This window comes from Cellulomonas hominis (genome assembly GCF_014201095.1).
In the GTDB taxonomy this organism is placed as follows: Bacteria; Actinomycetota; Actinomycetes; order Actinomycetales; family Cellulomonadaceae; genus Cellulomonas; species Cellulomonas hominis.
This window is the reverse complement of sequence record NZ_JACHDN010000001.1, coordinates 1,609,136-1,631,065: the sequence shown is the minus strand read 5'-3', so window position 1 is coordinate 1,631,065 and position 21,930 is coordinate 1,609,136. Positions and strand designations below refer to the sequence as shown.

Sequence of the window (21,930 nt, the reverse complement as noted above, 5' to 3'; positions counted from 1 at the left end):
CGATCCCGGCCTAGGCGGTCGGGCGCACGCCGGCCAGCACCACCGGGCAGTCCGCCAGGTGGTCGTCCACCATCCCGCAGGCCTGCATCGCCGCGTAGGCGGTCGTCGGCCCGACGAACCGGAAGCCCAGCCGCTTCAGCTCCTTCGCGAGGGCGATCGACTCGGGCGTCCGCGCCGGGACGTCGGCGAACGTGCGGGGTCGGGGCCGCGCCCCCGGGTCCGGCGCGTGCGACCAGAACACCGCGTCCAGCGACCCGCCGCGCCCGTGCAGGTCCAGCAGCGCCTGGGCGTTCGCGATCGCGGCGGTGATCTTCGCGCGGTTGCGGATGATCCCGGCGTCGCCCATCAGCCGCTCGACGTCGTGGTCGTCGTACCCGGCGACCACCGCGGGGTCGAAGTCGGCGAACGCGGCGCGGAACCCCTCGCGCTTCCGCAGGACCGTGATCCAGGCGAGGCCGGACTGGAACGCCTCGAGCGTCATGCGCTCGTAGAGCTCCCGCTCGCCGTGGACCGGCCGGCCCCACTCCTCGTCGTGGTACCGCTCGTAGAGCGGGTCGCCGTCGCCGAAGCAGCGCCGCCCCGGCGGGTGCCCCGCGGCGGTCTCGGACGACACGGGGTGCTGGAGGGCCTCGGCGGGGGTCGGGTCGCTGCTGGTCATGCCGACACTCTGCCCGAGGGCACCCACAACCCGGCCCCCGTCATCCACAACCCGCACGTCCGTCGCGCCTGTGGAGGAGTCCCGGTCGATTCCGACATGCGGACAGGAACCGTCTGAAACGTGAGACGGGGCGTAGGGTCGACGACGCGCTGGAGCACCCACGAGCGTCACGAGCCGACCCGCGAGCCGACCCCACCCGACGTCCCCGTCGGTGGCCGGCGTGCCGCAGCACCGTCGTGAACCGGAGTGACCCGCATGCCCACCACCACCGCGCCCACCGCCGCCGCCCCCGCGCGGCCGCTGAACTCGCCGTCCCGCGTCATCGCGGCGAGCCTCGTCGGCACCACCATCGAGTTCTACGACTTCTACGTCTACGCGACCGCCGCGGTCCTCGTGTTCCCGAAGCTGTTCTTCCCGACCGGCAACGACACCACGGCGCTGCTCGCGTCCTTCGCGGTGTTCGGCGCGGCGATGGTCGCCCGGCCGATCGGCGCCGTGTTCTTCGGGCACCTCGGGGACCGCCGCGGCCGCAAGACCACGCTCGTGTACTCGCTGCTGACGATGGGGATCGCGACGTTCCTCATCGGCGTGCTGCCGACGTTCGACCACATCGGGGTCGCCGCGACGGTCGCGCTGCTGGTGCTGCGGCTCGCGCAGGGCTTCGCGCTCGGCGGCGAGTGGTCCGGCGCGGCGCTGGTCGCCACCGAGAACGCCCCCGCCGGCAAGCGCGCGTGGTACGGCACGTTCCCGCAGCTCGGCGCCCCGCTCGGCTTCATCATCGCGAACGGCCTGTTCCTCGTGATCAACGGCGTGCTCGGCGAGGGCTCGGCCGCGTTCATGTCGTGGGGCTGGCGCGTGCCGTTCCTGTTCTCGGCCGTCATGGTGATCATCGGCCTGTGGGTCCGGCTGAAGCTGGTCGAGTCCGAGGCGTTCACGGCCGCGGAGAAGAAGGGCCGGCTCACGAAGCTCCCGCTCGGCACGACCCTGCGGTTCCACTGGCGCGAGACCCTGCTGGGCACGTTCATCATGCTGGCGACCTACGTGCTGTTCTACCTGATGACGAACTTCACGCTGACCTACGGCACCCGCGCCGTGGCGCCGGAGAACGGCGACCCGGGCGGCCTGGGCATCCCGTACGTGCACTTCGTGCTCATGCAGATCATCGGCGTCGTGTTCTTCGGCCTGTTCACCCTGGCCGCCGGGCCGCTCGCGGACCGCCTGGGCCGCCGCCGGCTGCTGCTGTGGGTCACCGGGCTGATCATCGCCTTCGGGCTCACGTTCGCGCTGTTCCTGCCGATGCGCGAGGACCAGGTGTTCACCGGCGCGCTGGTGCAGGCGTTCCTGGTGCTCGGGTTCGTGCTCATGGGCGCGACGTTCGGGCCGATGGGCGCCCTGCTGCCGGAGCTGTTCCCGACGAACGTCCGGTACACCGGCTCGGCGGTCGCGTACAACGTGTCGTCGATCCTCGGGGCCGCGCTCGCGCCGATCGTCGCGCTGGCGCTGTGGGCGCTCGCTGACGGCGGGACCTGGCTGGTCGGGCTGTACCTGTCCGGCGCGGGGGTGCTGACGTTCGTGGCGCTGCTGCTCACCCGGGAGACCAAGGACGCCGACTACGCCCGGGCGTCGCACGAGGGCTGACGCCCGCCCCACCCTCCCCGCGCACCGCCCGCGTCCGCCGAGATCGGCACTCCCGACCCAGATCGGTCGTCCCAGCGACCGACCTCGGTGCGGAGGACCGATCTCGGCGTGGCTCCCGGGCCCGGCACGGGGTCAGCAGCGCTCGAACGTGGTGCAGCCGGGCGGCAGCTGCGGCTGGACCGGCAGGGTGCCGGCCGGGCCCTGCACGAGGTACGTCGAGCGGTAGCGCAGGTCGGACTCCGTGCCGGGCCCGTCGTACGCGTCGACCCGCTCCAGCAGCGTGCCCGCGTCGGGATCGACGACGAGGCGGCGGACGGTGCTCCCGTCGCCCCCGGTCAGGGTCTGCTCCAGCGCCACGCCCCGCCGGCCGGCCGCGTCCGTGACCTCGCCGACGAGCCGCACGCCGCCGACCTGCGACGCGACCTGCCACAGCGCGCCGCGCAGCGCCGGCGACGCCGGGCTCTCCACGAGCAGGGCCGTGATCTGGTCGAACAGCACGTCGTCGTCGGTCCGCGAGGACTCCGGGAGCCCGTCGAGCAGCGCGGCGCGCAGGGCCACCGGATCCGTCGGCAGCGTCGTGAGGCCGTCCCAGTCGACGGTCGTGCCGCCGACGGGGAACAGGGCCGCCCCCAGACCGATCGGGTCCGCGTCGACGGCGTCGTCCAGCAGCAGCCCCGGCTCGACGCGCGCGTTCCAGACCTCCCGCCGGTGCTCGGTGCCGTCCTGCCCCCCGCCCTCCTGCGCGCAGGTGGAGACGGTGTGCCAGTACGGCGCGTCACCGACCTCGTCGGGCTGGGCGGCGGCCGCCGCGCCGGCCGTCACGAGCACCTCCGCGGCCTCGGCCTCGGGGGTCGTGCCGTCCACGACGAGCGGGACCACGGCGAGCGCCCCGGCGGCGGCCACCCCGGCGAGCGACAGGCCGAGCCGGCGGCGCCGCGCGCGGCGGCGGTGCAGCAGCACCACGGTCTGCGCCGTGCGGGTGCGGTCGTCCAGCCGGGCGCGGGCCGCGGCGAGGACGGCGGGGTCGGGGTCGGTGGTGGCGGCGGTGCTGCTGAGCAGGGTGTCGAGGCTCATCGGTGGCTCTCCTGTCCGGTCGGTGCGAGCGTGGCGAGCGCGGCCTGGGCGCGGCTGCGCGCGCGGTGCAGGCGGCTGCGGGCCCGCGACGGGGCTGATGCCCAGGGCGTCGGCGGCCTCGGTGGGGGTGAGCCCGTCCCAGGCGACGAGCAGGACGATCTGCCGGTCCTCGACGCTCAGGGTGCCGAGGGCGGCGCGGAGCTCCCCGCGCCGGGCGACGGCGTCCACCCGGTCGTCGACGGCGTCCCAGTCGACGTCGTCCGCGAGTGCCGGCGTCCACCCGGGCCGACGGCGCAGGTGGCCGCGGACCACGTTCCCGGCGATGCCGTACAGCCACGGCAGCGCGGACCCGCTGGGGTGCGGCTGCACGCGGAGGCGGGCCTCGACCGCGGCGAGGAAGACCTCCCCGAGCAGGTCGTCGGCCGGGCCGGTCCCGACGCGGCGGCTGAGGTAGCGGTGCACCGCGACCGCGTGTCTCTCGTACAGCACGCCGAGGATCTCGGGGTGGGTCCGTGCGCGGGCCAGCAGGTCGGCGTCGCTCTGTGCGTCCTCCATGCCCCTCCTATGCCCGCGGCGGGCACAGCGTTGCAGACGCGGGTCAGGCAAGCGCCGCGAGGGCCTTCCGGATGCGCTTCTCGCTCACCGGCACCGGCGTGCCGAGCTGCTGCGCGAACAGGCTGACCCGCAGCTCCTCGATCATCCAGCGGGCGTCGTCCAGGGCCGCGAGGTCCGCGGGCACCGGGGTGCGGGACGTGGCACGGGCGCGCGTCTGCCCGAGCAGCTGCTCGAGGTCGTGGACCTGCCAGGCGAGCTGCTCGTCCCGGGCGGGGTTGGCGCCGGCCTTGTCGAGGCGGTGCGCGGCCGCCCGGAGGTAGCGCGCGAGGTGCGGAAGCCGGTCGGCCCCGGTCTCGGCGACGAACCCGTCGTGCACCAGCGCCTCGGACTGCGCCTGGACGTCCCGGACGGTGCCGAGCAGGGCGAGCGAGCGGGTGCCCCGGACGGCCGCGTCGAGGTCGCGGGCCGCGCCGAGCACGGTCACGAGGTCGCCGACGACGCGGTGCGCGGCGTCCTCCAGCCGGTCGCGGACGAACGCCCGCGCCTCCGCGTACGTCGTCGCCGACCGCACGGACGTCGCGGGCCGGCCACCCAGGTGCTCGCCGAGCAGCCGGTCCACGGCCGCGAGCTGGACGTCGGACACCAGCGCGTCGGTGCTGGGGTACGGGCTGGCCGCCAGGGCGAGGGCCTGGGTGCCGCTCCACCGGCTGGTGATCCGGGCGGTCGCGAGGCCGAGGTCGCGGAGCAGGAGGCGGCGCAGGCCGGCGCGGTGCCGCAGCGCCTGCTCCCCGGCGTCGGCCAGCACCTCGACGCCGACCGTGGCGGCGGGGCCGCGACCGCGCTCGACCAGGGCCGGGTAGCCGCGGACGGTGAGGCCGCTGGGGTCGGTGGTCTCGACGCGCTCGGGGAGCTCGCCGCCCGGCAGGCCGTCGGGCCAGGTGGTCAGGTCGCCGGCGTCGAAGCCGGGCAGGGCCGCGGGGCGGGCGGGCGCGGCCGGCGCGGCGGGGCGCGGGGCGGGCGCGGCGCGCTGCGCTGCCGAGTCCGCCCGGGGGCCGGCGTCCGACATCGCCTCCCGCACCGCCGACCGCACCGCGGTGCTCACGGCGTCCTGCGTCCGGGCGGCGAGCCGCCGCTGCAGGACCGCGAGGTCCTTGCCCTCGTCCACGACACGCCCGCGGTCGTCGACCACGCGGAACGTCATGCGCAGGTGCGGCGGCAGCCGGTCGTCGTCGACCGCGTCCTCGGGCACCTCGACGTCGCGCAGCGCTCGCACGGCCTGCCGGAACGTCGCCCGGAACGACGGCGCGGCGTCCCCGGCCCGGACGGTGTCCGCCCAGGACGCGGTGTGCGCGTCGAACCAGGCCACCACGTCCCGCGCCACGTCGGGGGCGGGGACGAGCTGCACGCGCACCGGTTTGGGCAGCGCGCGGATCGTCGCGGTGACCAGCTCCTCGCGCAGGCCGGGGACCATCCAGTCGAACCCGTCGGGCTGCACCCGGGCCAGCGCGACCAGCGGCACGTGCACGGTCACGCCGTCGGCGTCGGTGCCGGGCTGGAACTGGTAGGTCAGCGGCAGCGCGAGGTCGGCCTGCGGCCAGGTGGACGGGAAGGACGACTCGTCGACCCCGGCGTCGTCGGCGACCAGCAGCTCGCGCGTGAACGTCAGCAGGTCCGGGTCCCGCCGCCGCGCGCCCTTCCACCACTGGTCGAAGTGCCGGGCGGAGACGACGTCGTCGGGGATGCGCTCGTCGTAGAAGTCGAACAGCGCGTCGTCGTCCACCACGAGCCCGCGGCGCCGGGACCGGGCCTCCAGGTCCTCGGCCTCGTCGAGCAGGCGGCGGTTCTCCGCGAAGAACGCGTGGTGCGTGGTCCAGTCGCCCTCGACCAGGGCGTGCCGGATGAACAGCTCGCGCGCGTGCTCGGCGTCGACCTTGCCGAACAGCACCCGGCGGCCGGTGACGATCGGGACGCCGTAGAGCATGACGCGTTCCAGGGCCATGGCCGCGCCCTGCTTGGAGGACCACGACGGCTCGGAGTACGACCGCTTCACGAGGTGGGCGGCCAGGTCCTCGGCCCACTCCGGCTGGATGCGCGCGGCGTCCCGCGCCCAGAGCCGCGAGGTCTCGACGAGCTCGCCCGCCATCACCCAGGCCGGCGGCTTCTTCGCGAGCGCCGAGCCGGGGAAGATCGAGAACCGCGCCCCGCGCGCGCCCAGGTACTCGTTGCGCCCGCGGCGGTCCGGCGCGCGCCCGCCCTTCCCGCGCGGCGGCGCCCCACCCGACAGGTCCGACGCCTCCTGCATGCCGATCTGCGACAGCAGGCCGGACAGCAGCGACACGTGGATGCGGTCGGCGTCCCACTCGAGCCGCAGCGAGCCGCGGGCGGCGGTCGCCGGGTCCTCCCGGTCGGCCGAGCCCGCGCTGAGGTCGCGGTCGGTGCGGCGCGGCGGGTTCATCGTGATGCCCAGCGGCTTCGCGAGCTCCTTGAGCTGCGTCACGACGTCCTGCCACTCGCGCAGCCGCAGGTAGTTGAGGTACTCGGACCGGCAGAGCCGCCGGAAGGCCGACCCGGACAGGTCGCGCTGCGCGTCCCGGACGTACTGCCAGAGGTTGAGGTAGGTGAGGAAGTCCGACGCCGGGTCGGCGAACCGCGCGTGCGCCTGGTCGGCCTGCGGGCGCTGCTCGACGGGGCGCTCCCGCGGGTCCTGGATCGACAGGGCGGCGGCGACGATCATCACCTCGCGCGCGACGCCCCGGCGCCCGCCCTCGACGATCATCCGCGCCAGGCGCGGGTCCATCGGGAGCTGCGCGAGCGCGCGGCCGGTCTCGGTGAGCCGGGTCCCGCCCGGCCCGGCCTCCAGCGCGGCGAGCTCGGTGAGCAGCTGGACGCCGTCGCGCACCGCCCGGACGTCCGGCGGGTCCACGAACGGGAACGACGCGACGTCGTCCGGCCCCGCTGCCACCCCCACGGCGATCATCTGCAGGATCACGGACGCGAGCGACGTGCGCAGGATCTCCGGCTCGGTGAACCGCGGCCGCGAGGCGTAGTCCTCCTCGGAGTACAGCCGGATGGCGATGCCGTCGGCGACACGCCCGCACCGCCCGGACCGCTGGTTCGCCGACGCCTGCGAGATCGGCTCGATCGGCAGCCGCTGCACCTTCGTGGCCTTGGAGTACCGCGAGATGCGGGCGGTCCCCGGGTCCACGACGTACCGGATGCCCGGGACCGTCAGGGACGTCTCCGCGACGTTCGTGGCCAGCACGACCCGCCGGGTGCCGTGCGGCTGGAAGACCCGGTGCTGCTCGGCGGCGGACAGCCGGCCGTACAGCGGCAGCAGCTCGACGGCGTCCGGGCGGCGGGCGTCCTGCACCCGCGGGCCGAGGTGGCTGCGGAGCGCGTCCTCGGCGTCCCGGATCTCCCGCTCGCCGGACAGGAAGACCAGCACGTCGCCCGGGCCCTCGGCCGCGAGCTCGTCGACGGCCTCGCAGATGGCGGTCATGAGGTCGCGGTCCTCGGCGGCGGGGCCGGGGCCGGGGGCGGCGGGCGCCCGGGCCGCGGGGCGGTCGGCCTCGTCCGGGTCGTCCGTCGGGCGGTCCGGCGACAGCGGCCGGTACCGGACCTCGACCGGGTACGTGCGGCCGGTGACCTCGACGACCGGCGCCGGGGTGCCGTCCGGGTGGTCTGGCGCCGCCGGGCTCGCGAAGTGCGCGGCGAACCGGGCGGAGTCGATCGTCGCGGAGGTGATGACGACCTTGAGCTCCGGCCGCCGCGGCAGCAGCTGGGCCAGGTACCCGAGGATGAAGTCGATGTTCAGCGAACGCTCGTGCGCCTCGTCGATGATGAGCGTGTCGTAGGCGCGCAGCTCCGGGTCGCGCTGGATCTGCGCGAGCAGGATGCCGTCGGTCATCACCTTGACCAGCGTCCGGTCCGACGACTCGTCCGTGAACCGCACCTGGTAGCCGACCAGCTCGCCGATGGACGTGCCGAGCTCGTCCGCGATCCGCTCCGCGACCGTGCGGGCGGCGATCCGGCGCGGCTGCGTGTGGCCGATCTGACCGTCCCGGCCGCGCCCGAGCTCGAGGGCGATCTTCGGCAGCTGCGTGGTCTTCCCGGAGCCGGTCTCGCCCGCGACGATGACGACCTGGTGCTCGCTGATCGCCCGGGCGATCTCCGCGCGGCGCGCCGAGACCGGGAGCTGCTCGGGGTAGACGACCGGCGGCAGCACGACCGCGCGGCGGGCGTCGGCGAGAGCGGCGAGGCGGCGGGTGCGGCCGCCGGCGTCGCGCGAGGGGCGCTGCGGGGTCTGCTGGCGCTCGCGGCGGCCGGGCTGCTCGCCCTCGCGCGAGGCGCCGCCGCGGCCCCGACCGGGACGCCGGCCACGCCGCCGGGGGGCGGGCGCGGGGGAGGCGGGGTCGGAGGCAGTCACGGCGCACCATTGTCACCGCACGGCGGCCCGGGACGCGATCCCGATTCGCGCAGGGCGATCACGGGGCCGCCGCGACCGACCGTTCGCCGCCGCCTGGCGACTACCTACGCAGGGCCTCCGCACGTGGCCGTCGCGTGCCGCGTCCCGAGGGCACGAAGCGGACGTACCGCCACGCACCGGTCCGTGGCGCACTCAATCCGCTCGCTGAGCGGTGACCGGGCACACCGCTTCGCCTAGATTTCGGCGGCATGCACCTGACCCGACGGGAACACGAGTACCGCCGTCCGGCGCGGGCGGGGGCGCTGCCGGCCCAGGTCTGCGCGGTGGCCGAGAGCTGATGGCGGCGCCCGCGGTCGAGTTCGCGGAGGTCACGGTCCGCCGGGCGGGGCGCGATCTCGTCCGTGACATCAGCTTCGCCGTGCCCACGGGCTCGGTGCACGCCGTCCTGGGGCACAACGGAGCCGGGAAGACGACGTTGATGCGCGCGCTCGCCGGTCAGGTCCCGGCCCGCCGGGGCGTGATCCGGTCCGTCGGCACGCCGACGGTGCTGTTCGTCTCCTCCGCGATGCCGGTCGAGCTCCGTGTGTCGCAGATCCTCGAGTACCGGCGCCGGCAGGAGCGGGCCCCGGCAGGAGCGGTCGACCGCGCTGTCGACCGGTGCGGGGTGGGGTCGTTCCTCGAACGCCGGTTCGGCCACCTGTCGACCGGGATGGCGCAGCGGGTGGCGATCGCCGCCGCCCTGGTTGCCGACTCGCCGATCATCGTGCTGGACGAGCCCACCACGGGCCTCGACCCGCACGGCGTCGAGGCGCTGATGCACCTGCTGACGGACCTCCGCGGCGAGGGGCGCACCGTCCTCATCTGCTCGCACGACCTGGCCCGGCTCGAGCTCGTCTGCGACGGGGTCACCTGCCTCCGCGACGGCCGGGTGACGGTCGACGGTCCTGTGCCCCGGGCCGCTGCCGGGCTGGATCTTCCTGGACACGTGCTGCGCACCAGCGACGACCACCTGGCCGTTGAGGTCCTCGCGCAGGCGGGCCTGCCCGTGGCTCGTACCGCTCGGGGGGTGCATGTCCGCGCCGGCGAGCCGCTGAGCGGGATCGTGGCTGCGTTGCGCGGACACGTGCAGATCGAGGAGTCGACGGTGGACGCCTCGTTGTTCGAGCGGATATACCGGCGGTACGCCACCGCGTCGCGTGCCGCGACCGGTCGGAGGGTGCGCAGATGATCACCGCCCTGCTCGCGGAGCTCGACGTCCAGCCGCGTCGCCGGCCCTTCCGGGGCACGACGCTGGCGATGGCAGCCGTCGTGCTCGCGCTCGTCGTGCTCCGCTTCGTGACCGCCTCGGCCGACACCACCCGGGCCGTGCGGGACGCCGAGGCAGAGGCTGCTCGACTCACGGAGATGTTCGGCGACCTGACCGTCCCGGCGCACACCTACGTCGAGCCCCGGTACATGTTCGCCGGGCAGTTCCCGCACGACCTGGCCGGCGTCGTGATCGGTTTCGCGCTGCTGGCCTTCGTCGGTGGTGCCCTGCTGGTGGGCGGGGACTGGCGGACAGGGGCGGTCCGGATGAGCTTGACCGGGCGTTCCTCCCGGGCGGTTCCCTGCTCCGCTCGCGTGGTGGTCTGGGCCGCCTCCTCGATGGTCGTCGCCGTGCTCCTCGCCGTGGTGCTGACCGCCTCGATGCTGGCGGTCGCAGCGCTGCGCGGTTCCACGTCCGGCGTGGACCTGCTCGGGACGGTGTTCATGCTCGCCCGCGGCGGGCTGGTCGTCCTGGCAGCCGCCGGAGCCGGGGCGGCCCTCGGGACGGTCCTGCGCTCCGACGTGGCGGTCGTCGTCCTGGTCCTGGCCTACGTGCTGCTGGTGGAGACCCTCGTGCCCGTGCTGGTGATGGGGTTCCGCACTCCCGGGGCGGTGGTCCACGCGTTCGTGCGTTCGGAGGACCTGAGCCGGAGCGGCACCTTCGTGTGCGACGTGCCCCGCTGTCCCGAACCCGTGCTCGCCGGTGTCGGCGGCTGGAGCGGATACATGCTGATCGCCGGGATCCTGGTCGCGTCGGTGGTGATGGCGGTCCTGGGCGCGCGACGCCCGGTCTGGCGGTGATGCCGTCGGTTCGTGCGGCCGGACCGCGGCCGCCGCGGGGGCGTCGTGTGGGACGGTGACCGGGTGACGGACCAAGACGCGCGACCCGTCGGCGAGGACGCCGGCCTGGAGGCGGCGCCCGGCGCCCGGCGCGCCCGGCGCACCCGCGGGCCGCTGGCGTCCGTGCTCCGGGAGACCGCGATCGTGCTGGTCGCCGCGGTCGTCCTGTCGTGGGTGGTGCAGACGTTCCTCGCCCAGGCCTTCCTCATCCCGAGCGCCTCGATGCACGGGGCGCTGCTCGAGGGGGACCGGGTGCTGGTGACCAAGCTCGCCCCGGGGCCGTTCGACGTGCACCGCGGCGACGTCGTCGTCTTCGCCGACCCCGGCGGGTGGCTGGTCGCCGGCGAGGGCGACCACCTCATCAAGCGGGTCATCGGCCTGCCGGGGGACCGGGTGGTGTCGACCGGCGACGGCGCGCCCCTCACGGTCAACGGCGTCGCGGTCGACGAGACGCCCTACCTCGCCGCCGGGGCGTCGCCGAGCGAGATCGCCTTCGACGAGGTGGTGCCGGCGGGGTCGCTGTGGGTCATGGGCGACAACCGGCAGCACTCCCGGGACTCCCGGTGGCACCTCGGCGACCCGGGCGGCGGGTTCCTCCCGTTGGACGACGTCGTCGGCACGGCGTTCCTCACGGTGTGGCCGCTGGACCGCCTGCACGCCCTGCGCAACCCGGGCGCGGTCTTCGCGGACGTCCCTGACCCGGCCTGACCCGCACCAGCCCGCACCCGCCCGTACCAGCCCGCACCAGCCCGGCGGGGCGGGCGGAGGCGCAGGCGCGCCGCGGTCAGCGGACCAGGCGGTTCGAGATCGCCAGCGAGCCCGTGAGGCGGATGTCCGTGGCGGACGCGCCGACGAGGACCGGGATCTGCCCGGTCGGGGTGCGCCAGCGGTCGCGGTCGACGTCCCAGTACGACATCGACTCGGGGCTGAGCAGCACCGTCACGGGCTTGGTCTCGCCGGGGGCCAGCGCGACGGTGCCGAACCCGGCCAGGGCGACCGGTGCGCTGCTCACCCGGCGGGTGGGCAGGTTCCCGACGTAGACCTGCACGGTCTCGGTCCCGGCGACGGCCCCGGTGTTCTGCACGTCCACGGTGGCCTCGAGCCGCATCCCGGTGCCGTCCGGGTCGGGGACGGCCGCGGTGCGCAGGTTCGTGTACGCGTACGACGTGTAGGACAGCCCGTGCCCGAACGGGTACTGCGGCGTGATGCCCTCCTCCGCGTAGCCGCGGTAGCCGACGAAGATGCCCTCGCTGAACTGCTGGTCGAGCCCCTCGCCGGGGTACTGCGCGGGGTCGCTGACCGGCGTGGACTCCTCGTCGACCGGGATCGTCACGGGCAGCCGGCCGGACGGGTTGACGTCGCCGAACAGGATGCCCGCGACGGCGTTGCCCTGCTCCTGCCCGCCGAACCAGTTGTGCAGCACGGCGCCGACAGACCCGTCCCAGTCGGAGGTCTGCACGATCCCGCCGGCCTCGAGCACGACGATCGTCCGGGGGTTGGCCGCGGCGACCTGCCGGATGAGCTCGGCCTGGCCGTTCGGCAGGTCGAGGGACGGCTTGTCGCCGCCCTCCGAGGAGTAGTCCCGCACGACGACCACGGCGGCCTGCGCCGACCGGGCCGCGTCGGCGGCCGCCTGGACGGACGGGGTGACGAGCGCCTGCGGCGGCGTCCAGCCGAGCCGGAACGCCGCACCGGCGTCGGTGCCGCCGGGGGAGTCGTTCGTGTACTCGGCGCGCAGCGCGTACGCCTGGCCGGCGACGAGGTCGACCGGGGCGGTGGTCACGGCGGGCTCGGCGGACGGGTCCGTGGTGAGCACCGGCTGGTCGTCGAGGTACACCGTGCTGGTGCCGTTCGTGGTGACCGCCAGCTCGTAGGTCCCGGACACCGGGGCCGTGAGCGTCCCGGTCCACCGGATCGACGCGTTGTGCAGGTTGTCCTGCACCGGGAAGTGCGGCGACTGCGCGTTGAACCCCTCGAACAGGAAGAACCCGCCGAAGATGCCGGCCCAGGGCTCGGTACGGTCCACCGCGGGGGCGCCGGACAGGTCCGGAGTGTCGAAGTACTCGACCCGGACGCCCTCGCCGTCGCCGAGCGCGGAGGTGAGGTAGTCCGACGGGATCGCCTCGGGCCCGGGCAGCAGGACCGCGGACGTGACCGGGTCGGTCCCCGGCGTGTGCGTCACGGTCACGCCCGCGCCGGCCCGCGCCTGGATGCCGGCGAGCGGGCTGACCGTCCGGGTCGGGATGACCTGAGACGAGCCGCCGCCCTGCACCACCGCGTCGGCGTCGGTGCCGATCACCGCGATCGACCCGACCGACGCCGCGAGCGGCAGCGTCCCGCTCGCGTTCTTCAGCAGCACGCTCGCCCGCTCGGACACGGACCGCGCGAACGCCGAGTTCTCGGCCTCCGGCAGCGGCCGCACCGTCGGCGGGTTGTCGAGCAGGCCGAGCGCGACCATCGGCCGCAGGATGCGCAGCACGGCGTCGTCGACCCGGGACTGCGGCACCTGGCCCGAGCGCACCGCGTCGAGCAGCGGACCGCAGAAGAAGCAGTCGCCGGGCCCGACCTCGGGCGTCGTGTTGCCGGGCATCTCCTGGTCCATCCCCGCGAGGATGGCGGGGGCCGTGCTGTGCGTGGCGCCGTAGTCGCTCATCACCCAGCCCTCGAAGCCGAGCTGCTCCTTGAGGACCTGGTTGAGGAGCAGGTCGTTCTCGCAGGCGTAGACGCCGTTGACCTTGTTGAACGCGCACATCGCCGACCCGGCGCGCCCCTCCTCCTGGCCGATGGCGAACGGCCGGGTGTAGATCTCCTGGAGCGTCCGCTCGTCCACGACCGCGTTGCCGCCGGTGAGCCGGTTCTGCTCCTGGGTGTACAGGTTGTAGTGCTTGAGGTCGGCGATCACCGGGTTGGCCTGGATCCCCCGGATCTCGGCGGCACCGAGCGTGCCGGACAGCAGCGGGTCCTCACCGAACGCCTCGAACGCGCGGCCCGCCTGCGCGACCCGGGCGATGTCGAACGCCGGCGAGAGCAGCACGTTGTGCCCCGTCCGCGCGGCCTCGTCACCCGCGAGCCGGCCGTACTCCTGCGCGAGCGCGGTGTCCCACGTCGCGGCGAGCGCGAGGGGCGAGGGGAGCTGCGTCGAGCGCTGGCCGTTCACGTCGGGGTTGGCGATCCGCACGCCCGCCGGCCCGTCGGCCATCGTCAGCGCCGGGATGCCGAGCCGCTCGATGGGCCGGTTGTAGAAGCCGAAGTAGTTGTTCAGCTCCCCGTGCAGCATGTCGACCTTCTCGTCCAGCGTCATCTGCCGCAGCAGGGCGCGGGCGCGGCGGGTGTCGTCGGGCGACTCGTCCCACCAGAAGTCCGCCGGGAACGACTGCCCCTCCTGCAGGGCGTCGGCGACGGCGGCCTCCTGCGCCGCGCGGGCGGGGTCGTCGTCGGTGGTGGCCGCCGCCGCACCGCCCACGGGGACGGCCAGCGCGAGCGCGGTGAGGACGGCGGGCAGGCCCGCGCGCCGGGTACGTGGATGCATCGTCGACACCCCCTGTCGGGCGAGGGTCGGGCCCGGTGTGCTCCAGGCGCCGCCCGCCGACGGCCAGTAGGTCACCCGTCCGGGTGACGGTCAAGGAACGCTTGCCCGGGTGAAGCGGTGGGTGCGGGCTGCCCCGGGGTCGTCACCCGGTACTGACCACCGGCTGCGTGCCGCGGGCGTCGCGCGGGCGCCGCGCCGATCCTGCCCGGTATTCCGTGGACGCGTCCGCGCAGCGGACGTACCGTCGTCACCATGTGGATCTGACCGGCCCCGAGTCCTCGTCCCGACTCCCGCCGACCCGTGCGTGTCCCCAGGTCGGCGCCGCTGGTGGTGGTCCCCGCATGTCCCTCCCCGCAAACCCCGTCCTGCGCGCGGTCGGCGTCTCGCGCGTCTTCGGCGACCGTCGCGTGCTCACCGACGTGAGCCTGTCCGTCGACCCCGGCCACCGGCTCGGCGTCGTCGGCGAGAACGGCGCGGGCAAGTCGACCCTGCTCCGGCTGCTCGCCGGCGCCGACCGCCCCGACTCCGGCGCGGTGCACCGTCCGGCCGACCTGGCGTACCTGCACCAGGAGCCGCCGTTCGGCCCGGACGCCACGCTGCACGACGTCGTCGAGGAGGCGCTCGGGGCGGTCCGGGAGCTCGCGGACGACCTGGAGCGGACGGCGGCTGCCCTGGGGGCGGCCTCCGGTGCGCCCGGCCCGGCCGCCGCCTACGACCTCGCGCTCGCCCGGGCGCAGGCCGCCGAGGTGTGGGACGCGGACGCCCGGGCGCAGCGCGTCCTCGCGGGCCTCGGCCTGGCCGGGGTCGACCCGGACCGGCCCAGCGGCAGCCTCTCCGGGGGGCAGCGCAGCCGCCTGGCGCTCGCGGCGGTCCTGGTCCGCCGGCCGGGGGCGGTGCTGCTCGACGAGCCGACCAACCACCTGGACGACGACGCCGCGGAGTTCCTGGCGGGCGCGCTGGTCGGCCTGCCGGGCGCCGTCGTGCTCGCCAGCCACGACCGGGTGTTCCTGGACGAGGTCGCCACCGAGGTCCTCGACCTGGATCCGGTGCCCGGCGGACCGCGCGTCGTCGGCGGGCGCTTCGCGGACTACCGGGAGGCGCAGCGCGTCGCCCGCCGGCAGTGGCAGGAGCGGTGGGAGGCGGAGCGGGAGGAGGTCGCGGCCCTGCGCGCGTCCCTGGCGGGCGACGGCACCGCGCGCGCCGTCGCGCCCGGCCGCGCCATGACCGACCGGAACAGGATGGCCTACGGCCGGTACGCCGACCGGGTCGCGCACCAGGTGTCGCGCCGGGTGAAGGACGCCCGGCGGCGCCTGGACGAGCTCGAGGCGGCCCCGGTGCCGCGGCCGCCGCGCGAGCTGCGGTTCCGGGCCGTCCTGACCGGCGAGGCACGGGCGGACGGCCTCGCCGTGGCGGTCCGGGACGCGGAGGTGCCGGCGCGCCTGCGCGTCGACGCGCTCGACGTGCACCGGGATACCGCGCTGCTCGTCACCGGGCCGAACGGGTCGGGCAAGTCGACGCTGCTGCACCTGCTCGCCGGCGACCTGGCGCCCGCCCGCGGGACCGTGCACCGCGCCCGCGGCGCCCGGGTGGCGCTGCTGGAGCAGGACGTCGGCCTGGCCGAGGACCCGCGCACGCCGCGAGCCGTCTACGACCTCGTGACGGACGGTTCGCCGGGCGCGCCGCCGCTGGTCGAGCTCGGGCTGGTGGCGCCGCGGGACGCCGACCGGCCGCTGCGGGAGCTGTCCGTCGGGCAGCGGCGCCGGGTGGTGCTCGCGCTGCTCGTCGCGCAGGCGCCGGACGTGCTGCTGCTCGACGAGCCGACCAACCACGTCTCCCTCGCGCTGGCGGACGAGCTGGCCGAGGCGCTGCGCACCGCGCCGGGCGCGGTCGTCGTGGCGTCGCACGACCGGTGGCTGCGGCGGACCTGGCACGGGGCGACCGCACGGGTGGAGGACGGGCGGCTCGTGTCGTAGGGCGCTCGTAGGGTGGCGGACATGACGAGCACCGAGCCCACGGGGCCCTCCCAACCCGCCGAGGGTGAGCAGCGGGCGGCGCGCGCCCTGGCGGAGTCGGGGGTCGCGCACACGATCGTCCGGCACGGCCGGGTGGGGTCGCTGGCGGAGGCCGCCGCGGCGCGAGGCGTGGACCCGTCCGGGATCGTCAAGACGCTGGTGGTGCGCCGCGGCGACGACGACTACCTGTTCGTCCTCGTGCCCGGCGACCGCGCCATCTCGTGGCCGAAGCTGCGGGCGCTGCTCGGGGTGAGCCGGATGTCGATGCCGGACGCGGCCACCGCCAAGGACGTCACCGGGTACGAGCGCGGCACGATCACGCCGTTCGGCTCGCTGCGGGCGTGGCCGGTGGTCGCGGACGCCCGCGTGCCGGGGCGGTCGGTGTCGATCGGGGGCGGCGGGCACGGCGTCGGGGTGACGCTGGACGGCGACGACCTGGTGCGCGCTCTGGACGCCACCGTGGCGGACGTGACCGAGCCCGCACCGGAGGGCTGACACCCGGCCGCGCCGACGCCTCCCGGGTCAAGACCGGGTCAACGGATCGTCGCGCGCGGGAACACCCCGCACCCCTGGGACGTTGCCCGGGTGTGCACGACGACGACCGCACGCGGCCGGACCGTCCGGCCGCGGCGCGCCACCGAGTGCGCCGACGCCCGGGCCGGTCCATGATCGGGCGGCCCGTGACGACTGGAAGACGAGGACCGATGGACCAGACCGAGGATCCCACCTCCCCGCTCGGGGGGATCGACGTGACGACCGTGCAGGGGCGCACGGTGGTCCGGATGTGGGGCGAGGTCGACGGCGCGCTGCGCGCCGAGGCCAGCACGTCGATGGCGCAGGCGCTCGCGAGCAGCGCGCCCGTGGTGGTGGACGCGAGCGGGGTGACGTTCATCGACTCCTCCGGGCTCGCGTTCGTCCTGCAGCTGCACCTCGCCGCGAGCGAGACCGGGCAGCGGCTCACCCTGCGGGACCCGGGCCGCGAGGTCGTCGGCCGGCTGGACCTCATCGGGATGGCGGGCGAGATCGACCTCGAACCGGAGGCCGCCGTCGCCTGAGGAGGGCCCCGGTGCCGCTCCACGAGCGGGCGCCGACTCCTCCACAGGGCCGCGCCACGCGCGTCGTCCACAGGCGACGCCCCGGATGCCGGGGGGTGTGGGTGGTCGCCGATACCGTCGGGGCATGCGGCTGCTCCACACCTCCGACTGGCACCTCGGCCGCACCCTGCACGGCGTCGACCTGACGGCGCACCAGCAGACGTTCCTCGACCACCTGGTCGAGGTCGTCCGGGACGAGCGGGTGGACGCGGTGCTCGTGGCGGGCGACGTCTACGACCGGGCGATCCCCCCGGTCGAGTCCGTCGCGCAGCTGTCCGACGCGCTCCGGCGGCTGGCCGAGCACGCCGTCGTCGTGGTCACCCCGGGCAACCACGACTCCGCGGTCCGGCTCGGCTTCGGCGCCGACCTGCTGCGGGACCGGGTCCGGGTGCTCGCCCGGCCCGGCGACGTCGACCGCCCGGTGGTGCTGCCCGGGGCGGACGGGGACGTGCTGGTCTACGGGCTGCCGTACCTCGACCCGGACGCCGCCCGGCACACGCTGGCCGCCGACGGGGCGGAGCCGCTCGCGCGGTCGCACGCCGCAGTGCTGGGGGCGGCGATGGACCGCGTGCGGGCGGACCTCGCGGCGCGGACGGCGGCGGCGACCGGGCGGCCGCCGCGCTCGGTGGTGGTCGCGCACGCGTTCGTCGTCGGCGGGGCGGCCTCGGAGTCCGAGCGGGACATCCGCGTCGGCGGGGTGGATCACGCACCCACGGCGGTGTTCGACGGGGTCGACTACGTGGCCCTCGGGCACCTGCACGGGCCCCAGCGGGTCGGCGACCCGGGCGGCGCGACCGTCCTCCGGTACGCGGGGTCGCCGCTGGCGTACTCGTTCTCCGAGGCGCGGCACACCAAGTCGACCGCGCTGGTGGACCTCGGTGCCGCCGGACCCGCCCAGGTGCGCCTGGTCCCCGCTCCGGTGCCGCGCCGGCTGACCGACCTCGCGGGGCCGCTCGACGAGCTGCTCGGTCCGGCCGGGGAGCCGCACCTCGACGACTGGGTGCGCGTGACCGTCACGGACGCGCACCGGCCGCCCGACCTGTACGCCCGCGTGCGCGGCCGGTTCCCGCACGCGCTCGTCGTGCAGCACCGGCCGCCGGCCCGGGACGCGGGCGCGCGGGCGGCCGAGGTGACCGCGGCGCGCGACCCGCTCGAGGTGGCGGCGGAGTTCGTCGCCCACGTCAGCGGCACGCCGCCGACCGAGGCCGAGGCGGCGGTGCTGCGCCGGGCCTACGAGGGCGCGGTCGCGGCGGAGCGGAGCGCCTGATGCGGCTGCACACGCTGACGATGCAGGCGGTCGGGCCGTTCGCCGGCCGGTACACCGTGGACTTCGCGGCGCTGTCCGCGGGCGGGCTGTTCCTGCTGGAGGGCCCCACCGGGGCCGGCAAGTCCACCGTGATCGACGCCGTGGTCTTCGCGCTGTACGGCAAGGTCGCGTCCGCCGCCGCGAGCGAGGACCGGCTGCGCTCGGCGTTCGCGGGCGAGGACGTCGAGACGGTGGTGGACCTCGTGTTCGAGACCGGGTCCGGCGTGTACCGCGTCCGCCGGACGCCGGCGTTCGACCGCCCCAAGCGGCGCGGCACCGGGACGGTCCGGCAGCAGGCGACGGTGAAGCTCTGGCGGCTCACGGCGGCGCCCGAGCACCCCGACGACGGCGAGGGCGAGCTGCTGTCCACCCGGCTGGACGAGGCGGGGGCCGAGCTCACCCGCGTGGTCGGGCTGGACCGCGCGCAGTTCGTGCAGACGATGGTGCTGCCGCAGGGCGAGTTCGCCGCGTTCCTGCGCGCCGACCCGGAGCAGCGTCGCGGCCTGCTGCAGCGGATCTTCGGCACCGAGGTGTACGAGCGGGTGCAGCACCGGCTCGACGAGCTGCGTCGCGACGCCCAGCGCGCGGTGGCCGACGCGCGCACCCGGGTGCAGGAGTGCGCCGCGCGGTTCGCCGGGGCGTCCGGGGCCGACGAGGACGGGGTCGCCGCGCTGCGCGAGGCCGCGGCCGAGGACCCGGCCGGCGTCGGCCCGCTGGTCGCCGAGCGGCTGGACGCGCTGCGGACGCAGGCCGCCGAGGCGCAGCACGTGGCGCGGACCGCGGCCGACGCCGCCGCCCGGGCCCGCGAGGCCGCCGACGCGGCCGGGCAGCGGCTCCGGCTGGTGCGTCGCCGGCGGACGCTCGAGGCCGAGCGCGCCCGGCTGGCGGCTGCGGCGGACCAGCACGCCGCCGACCTCGCCCGCCTGGACCGGGCCCGCCGCGCCGCCGTGGTCGCGCCCGCGCTGCGCGGGGCTGACGAGGCGCGTGCCGTGCTCGCCGGGGCGGAGAAGGAGCTGCACGCCGCGCTCGACACCGCCCCCGAGGGGCTCGCGCCGGCCGACGTCGTCGCCGCGCTCGCGGACCCCGGCCTCCCGCGCGCGCTCACGGCCGTGCGCGAGGCGGGTGCGGCGGCCGTCGCCACGCTGCGCCGGGTCGTCGCGCTGGAGGACGGGCTGCCGCGCCGGACCCGTGACCTCGACCGGCTGCGCGAGGTGCAGGCCGCCCGTGCCCGTGCGATGGCCGAGGCGGACGAGCTGCTGGCGGAGCGGCCGGCCGCCCGGACGGCGCTCGCCGACGCGCTCGAGGCGGCAACCGACCTGGCCGCGACCGCGCCCGCGCGCGCCCGGGACCTCGAGGACGCCGAGGCCGTGCTCGCGGCGGTGCGCGACCTGGCGGCGGCCGGGACGGCGCTGGCGGCCGCGGAGGCCGACCGGGCGTCGGCCGTCGCCGCCGCCCGGGACGCCGTGCGCGAGGAGGCCCGGCTGCGCACCGCCCGGCTGGACGGCTTCGCCGGCGAGCTCGCCGCCCGGCTGGCCGACGGCGAGCCGTGCCCGGTCTGCGGCGGAACCGAGCACCCCGCCCCCGCGGCCCTGCGCGCCGACCACGTCCGCGAGGAGGACGTCGCCGCCGCCGAGGCGGGTCGCCGCGCCGCCGAGGACGCCGTGCGCGACCGCGACGCGCGGGTGGCCACGATCACCGAGCGGTGCGCGGCGCTGCGCGAGCGCACCGGGGGTACGGACGCGGAGGCGGCCTCGGACGAGGTGGAGCGCCGCCGGACGGCGCTGGCCGAGGCGCAGGCCGCCGGGCGCGCCCGCGACCGGCTGCGGGCCGACCTGGCGGAGCACGACCGGGTCACCGAGGAGCTCCGGACCGCCCGCGCCGGCCTCGGCGACGAGCACGCGGCGGCCGTGCTCGAGCTCGCCCGCGCGGAGCAGGACCTCGACCGCGACCGCACGGAGGTCGACGCCGCCTGCGACGGGCACCCGACGGTGCTCGCCCGGCAGGGCGCGGAGCAGGCGCGGCTCGACGCCGCGGACGCCGTGCTCGGCGCGCTCGACCGGCACGCGCACGCCACCCGCTCCGCGGCCGAGCGGGCCGGCGAGCTCGCCGGCCTGCTGACCGAGCACGGCTTCGACGCCGAGGCGGACGCCCGTGCCGCCGTCGCGGGGTCCGGCGACGTCGCGTCCGTCGAGCGCGCGGTCGAGGCGCACCGCACCGCCGTCGCCCTGGTCGAGGACGGGCTGCGGGACCCCGAGCTCGCAGACCTCGGCGAGGAGGACGCCGACGCCCTCGGCATCCGGGTCGCCGGGCTGGACGCCGTGGTCGCCGAGGCCACCGCCGCCGCGGACGCCGCCGCCGCGTCGCTCGGATCGGTCCGTGACCGCGCCGACCGCGCGGCCGAGGCAGCCGCGCACGTCACCGACGCCGCGCGAACCCTGGCGACCGCCGAGGCGGAGGCCGCGCCGGTGGTCCGGATGGCCCGGCTCGCCGGCGGCGCGGACGCCGACAACGCCCGTGCGCTGTCGCTGGCGACCTACGTGCTGGTCCGCCGGTTCGAGGACGTGGTCGCCGCCGCGAACGAGCGGCTGCGGGAGATGTCCGACGGCCGGTACGAGCTCGAGCGGTCCGACGAGCGCGAGGACGTCCGCACCCGGCGCACCGGCCTGGCCATGCGGGTCCTCGACCACACGACCGGCTCCGCCCGGGACCCGCGCACGCTGTCGGGCGGGGAGACGTTCTACGTGTCGCTCTGCCTCGCGCTCGGCATGGCGGACGTCGTGACCGCCGAGGCCGGCGGCGTCGAGCTCGGGACGCTGTTCATCGACGAGGGCTTCGGCACGCTCGACCCGCACACCCTCGACGCGGTGCTCGCCGAGCTCGGGCGGCTGCGCGCCGGGGGGCGGGTCGTCGGCGTCGTGTCCCACGTCGAGGCGCTCAAGCAGGCGGTGGCCGAGCGGATCGAGGTCCGGCGGCGGGGAGACGGGTCGAGCACGCTCACGGTCGTCGCGGGCTGACCCCGCGGCGCGCGGCCGTGCGGCGGCGGGCGGCCGCCGTCACCAGGTCCACCCGCGCGCCGCGAGCTCGACCTCCTCGCGCATCCGCTCCCACGGGTCGCCCTTCGCCCGCGGCAGCACCTCCACGCCCGCGAGCCGGCAGGCCTCCGCGAGCAGCGCGTCGTACGCGAGCTGGCTCGCGATGATCCGCTCCGCCCGGGCCCAGGCGTGCCGGTCGGCCTCCAGCCGCTGCAGGTGGTCGGCCACGATCCCGAGCCGCATCTGCACGTGCAGGGCGTCGAACGGGTCGGGCGCCGGGACGTGCCGGCCGTGCCGGAGGTGGGCGGCGAGCCGGTCCAGCGCGCCGGCCAGCCGCGTGCTCGCCCGGGTCAGGAGCGCGCGCAGCTTCGGCGGCACCTCCCCGCCGGGGATCAGGGCCAGCACGGCGGCGAAGGTGAGCGCCGGCAGCGCCACCCAGAACAGCAGGGACCACGGCATCG

General features: G+C 76.4%; 14 protein-coding genes. 9 read left to right on the top strand and 5 right to left on the bottom strand.

Going from position 1 to position 21,930, the window contains the following annotated elements; all coding sequences use genetic code 11:
* Positions 1-10 precede the first annotated feature (10 nt).
* Positions 11-658, bottom strand: coding sequence for a DNA-3-methyladenine glycosylase I (locus HNR08_RS07685; RefSeq protein WP_146836454.1), 648 nt, complete (start codon positions 656-658; stop codon positions 11-13).
* Between the two features lie 255 nt (positions 659-913).
* Between HNR08_RS07685 and HNR08_RS07680 the strand changes: the two genes are divergently transcribed.
* A complete protein-coding gene (locus tag HNR08_RS07680; RefSeq protein WP_146836451.1) occupies positions 914-2,296 on the top strand; it encodes an MFS transporter in 1,383 nt (460 codons plus the stop codon).
* Positions 2,297-2,428: 132 nt separating this feature from the next.
* Here HNR08_RS07680 and HNR08_RS07675 read toward each other — a convergent pair whose 3' ends face one another.
* Together HNR08_RS07675 and hrpA are read right to left on the bottom strand one after the other, a co-directional pair.
* On the bottom strand, positions 2,429-3,925 hold the full coding sequence (locus HNR08_RS07675; protein ID WP_146836449.1) for a CU044_5270 family protein: 1,497 nt from the start codon (positions 3,923-3,925) through the stop codon (positions 2,429-2,431).
* Positions 3,926-3,968: 43 nt separating this feature from the next.
* Complete coding sequence (gene hrpA, locus HNR08_RS07670; protein WP_146836447.1) at positions 3,969-8,351, bottom strand: ATP-dependent RNA helicase HrpA; 4,383 nt, start codon at positions 8,349-8,351, stop codon at positions 3,969-3,971.
* Between the two features lie 337 nt (positions 8,352-8,688).
* On the opposite strand from hrpA, the gene HNR08_RS07665 reads away from it, so the two are divergent.
* The 3 genes from HNR08_RS07665 (at position 8,689) to lepB (ending at position 11,204) form a co-directional block, all read left to right on the top strand.
* Positions 8,689-9,579 (top strand): ATP-binding cassette domain-containing protein, encoded by an 891-nt coding sequence (locus HNR08_RS07665; protein ID WP_146836444.1) that lies wholly within the window; start codon positions 8,689-8,691, stop codon positions 9,577-9,579.
* On the top strand, positions 9,576-10,457 hold the full coding sequence (locus HNR08_RS07660; protein ID WP_146836442.1) for a hypothetical protein: 882 nt from the start codon (positions 9,576-9,578) through the stop codon (positions 10,455-10,457). The genes HNR08_RS07665 and HNR08_RS07660 overlap by 4 nt, the downstream gene beginning before the upstream one ends.
* Before the next feature lie 63 nt (positions 10,458-10,520).
* The gene (lepB, locus tag HNR08_RS07655; protein ID WP_371862378.1) at positions 10,521-11,204 is read left to right on the top strand and encodes a signal peptidase I; all 684 of its coding nucleotides are present in this window, start codon (positions 10,521-10,523) and stop codon (positions 11,202-11,204) included.
* Between the two features lie 76 nt (positions 11,205-11,280).
* Here the strand turns inward: lepB and HNR08_RS07650 are convergent, their stop codons facing one another.
* The gene (locus HNR08_RS07650) at positions 11,281-14,025 is read right to left on the bottom strand and encodes a beta-glucosidase H (RefSeq protein WP_146836439.1); all 2,745 of its coding nucleotides are present in this window, start codon (positions 14,023-14,025) and stop codon (positions 11,281-11,283) included.
* Positions 14,026-14,366: 341 nt separating this feature from the next.
* Here HNR08_RS07650 and HNR08_RS07645 point away from each other — a divergent pair, with 341 nt between their 5' ends.
* From HNR08_RS07645 to HNR08_RS07625, 5 genes are all read left to right on the top strand, one after another.
* The gene (locus HNR08_RS07645) at positions 14,367-15,998 is read left to right on the top strand and encodes an ABC-F family ATP-binding cassette domain-containing protein (protein ID WP_146836437.1); all 1,632 of its coding nucleotides are present in this window, start codon (positions 14,367-14,369) and stop codon (positions 15,996-15,998) included.
* 21 nt (positions 15,999-16,019) lie between these two features.
* Positions 16,020-16,532, top strand: a complete 513-nt coding sequence (locus HNR08_RS07640; RefSeq protein WP_146836434.1) for an aminoacyl-tRNA deacylase — start codon at positions 16,020-16,022, stop codon at positions 16,530-16,532.
* Positions 16,533-16,741: 209 nt separating this feature from the next.
* On the top strand, positions 16,742-17,092 hold the full coding sequence (locus tag HNR08_RS07635) for an STAS domain-containing protein (RefSeq protein WP_146836431.1): 351 nt from the start codon (positions 16,742-16,744) through the stop codon (positions 17,090-17,092).
* Positions 17,093-17,216: 124 nt separating this feature from the next.
* Complete coding sequence (locus tag HNR08_RS07630; RefSeq protein ID WP_146836430.1) at positions 17,217-18,398, top strand: exonuclease SbcCD subunit D; 1,182 nt, start codon at positions 17,217-17,219, stop codon at positions 18,396-18,398.
* Positions 18,398-21,451 carry an AAA family ATPase gene (locus tag HNR08_RS07625; RefSeq protein ID WP_146836427.1) on the top strand — a complete coding sequence of 1,018 codons (3,054 nt, stop codon included), beginning with the start codon at positions 18,398-18,400 and terminating at the stop codon, positions 21,449-21,451. The genes HNR08_RS07630 and HNR08_RS07625 overlap by 1 nt, the downstream gene beginning before the upstream one ends.
* Before the next feature lie 39 nt (positions 21,452-21,490).
* Here HNR08_RS07625 and HNR08_RS07620 read toward each other — a convergent pair whose 3' ends face one another.
* Entirely contained in the window at positions 21,491-21,928 is a 438-nt protein-coding gene (locus tag HNR08_RS07620) for a hypothetical protein (RefSeq protein WP_146836425.1), read from the bottom strand.
* Positions 21,929-21,930 lie beyond the last annotated feature (2 nt).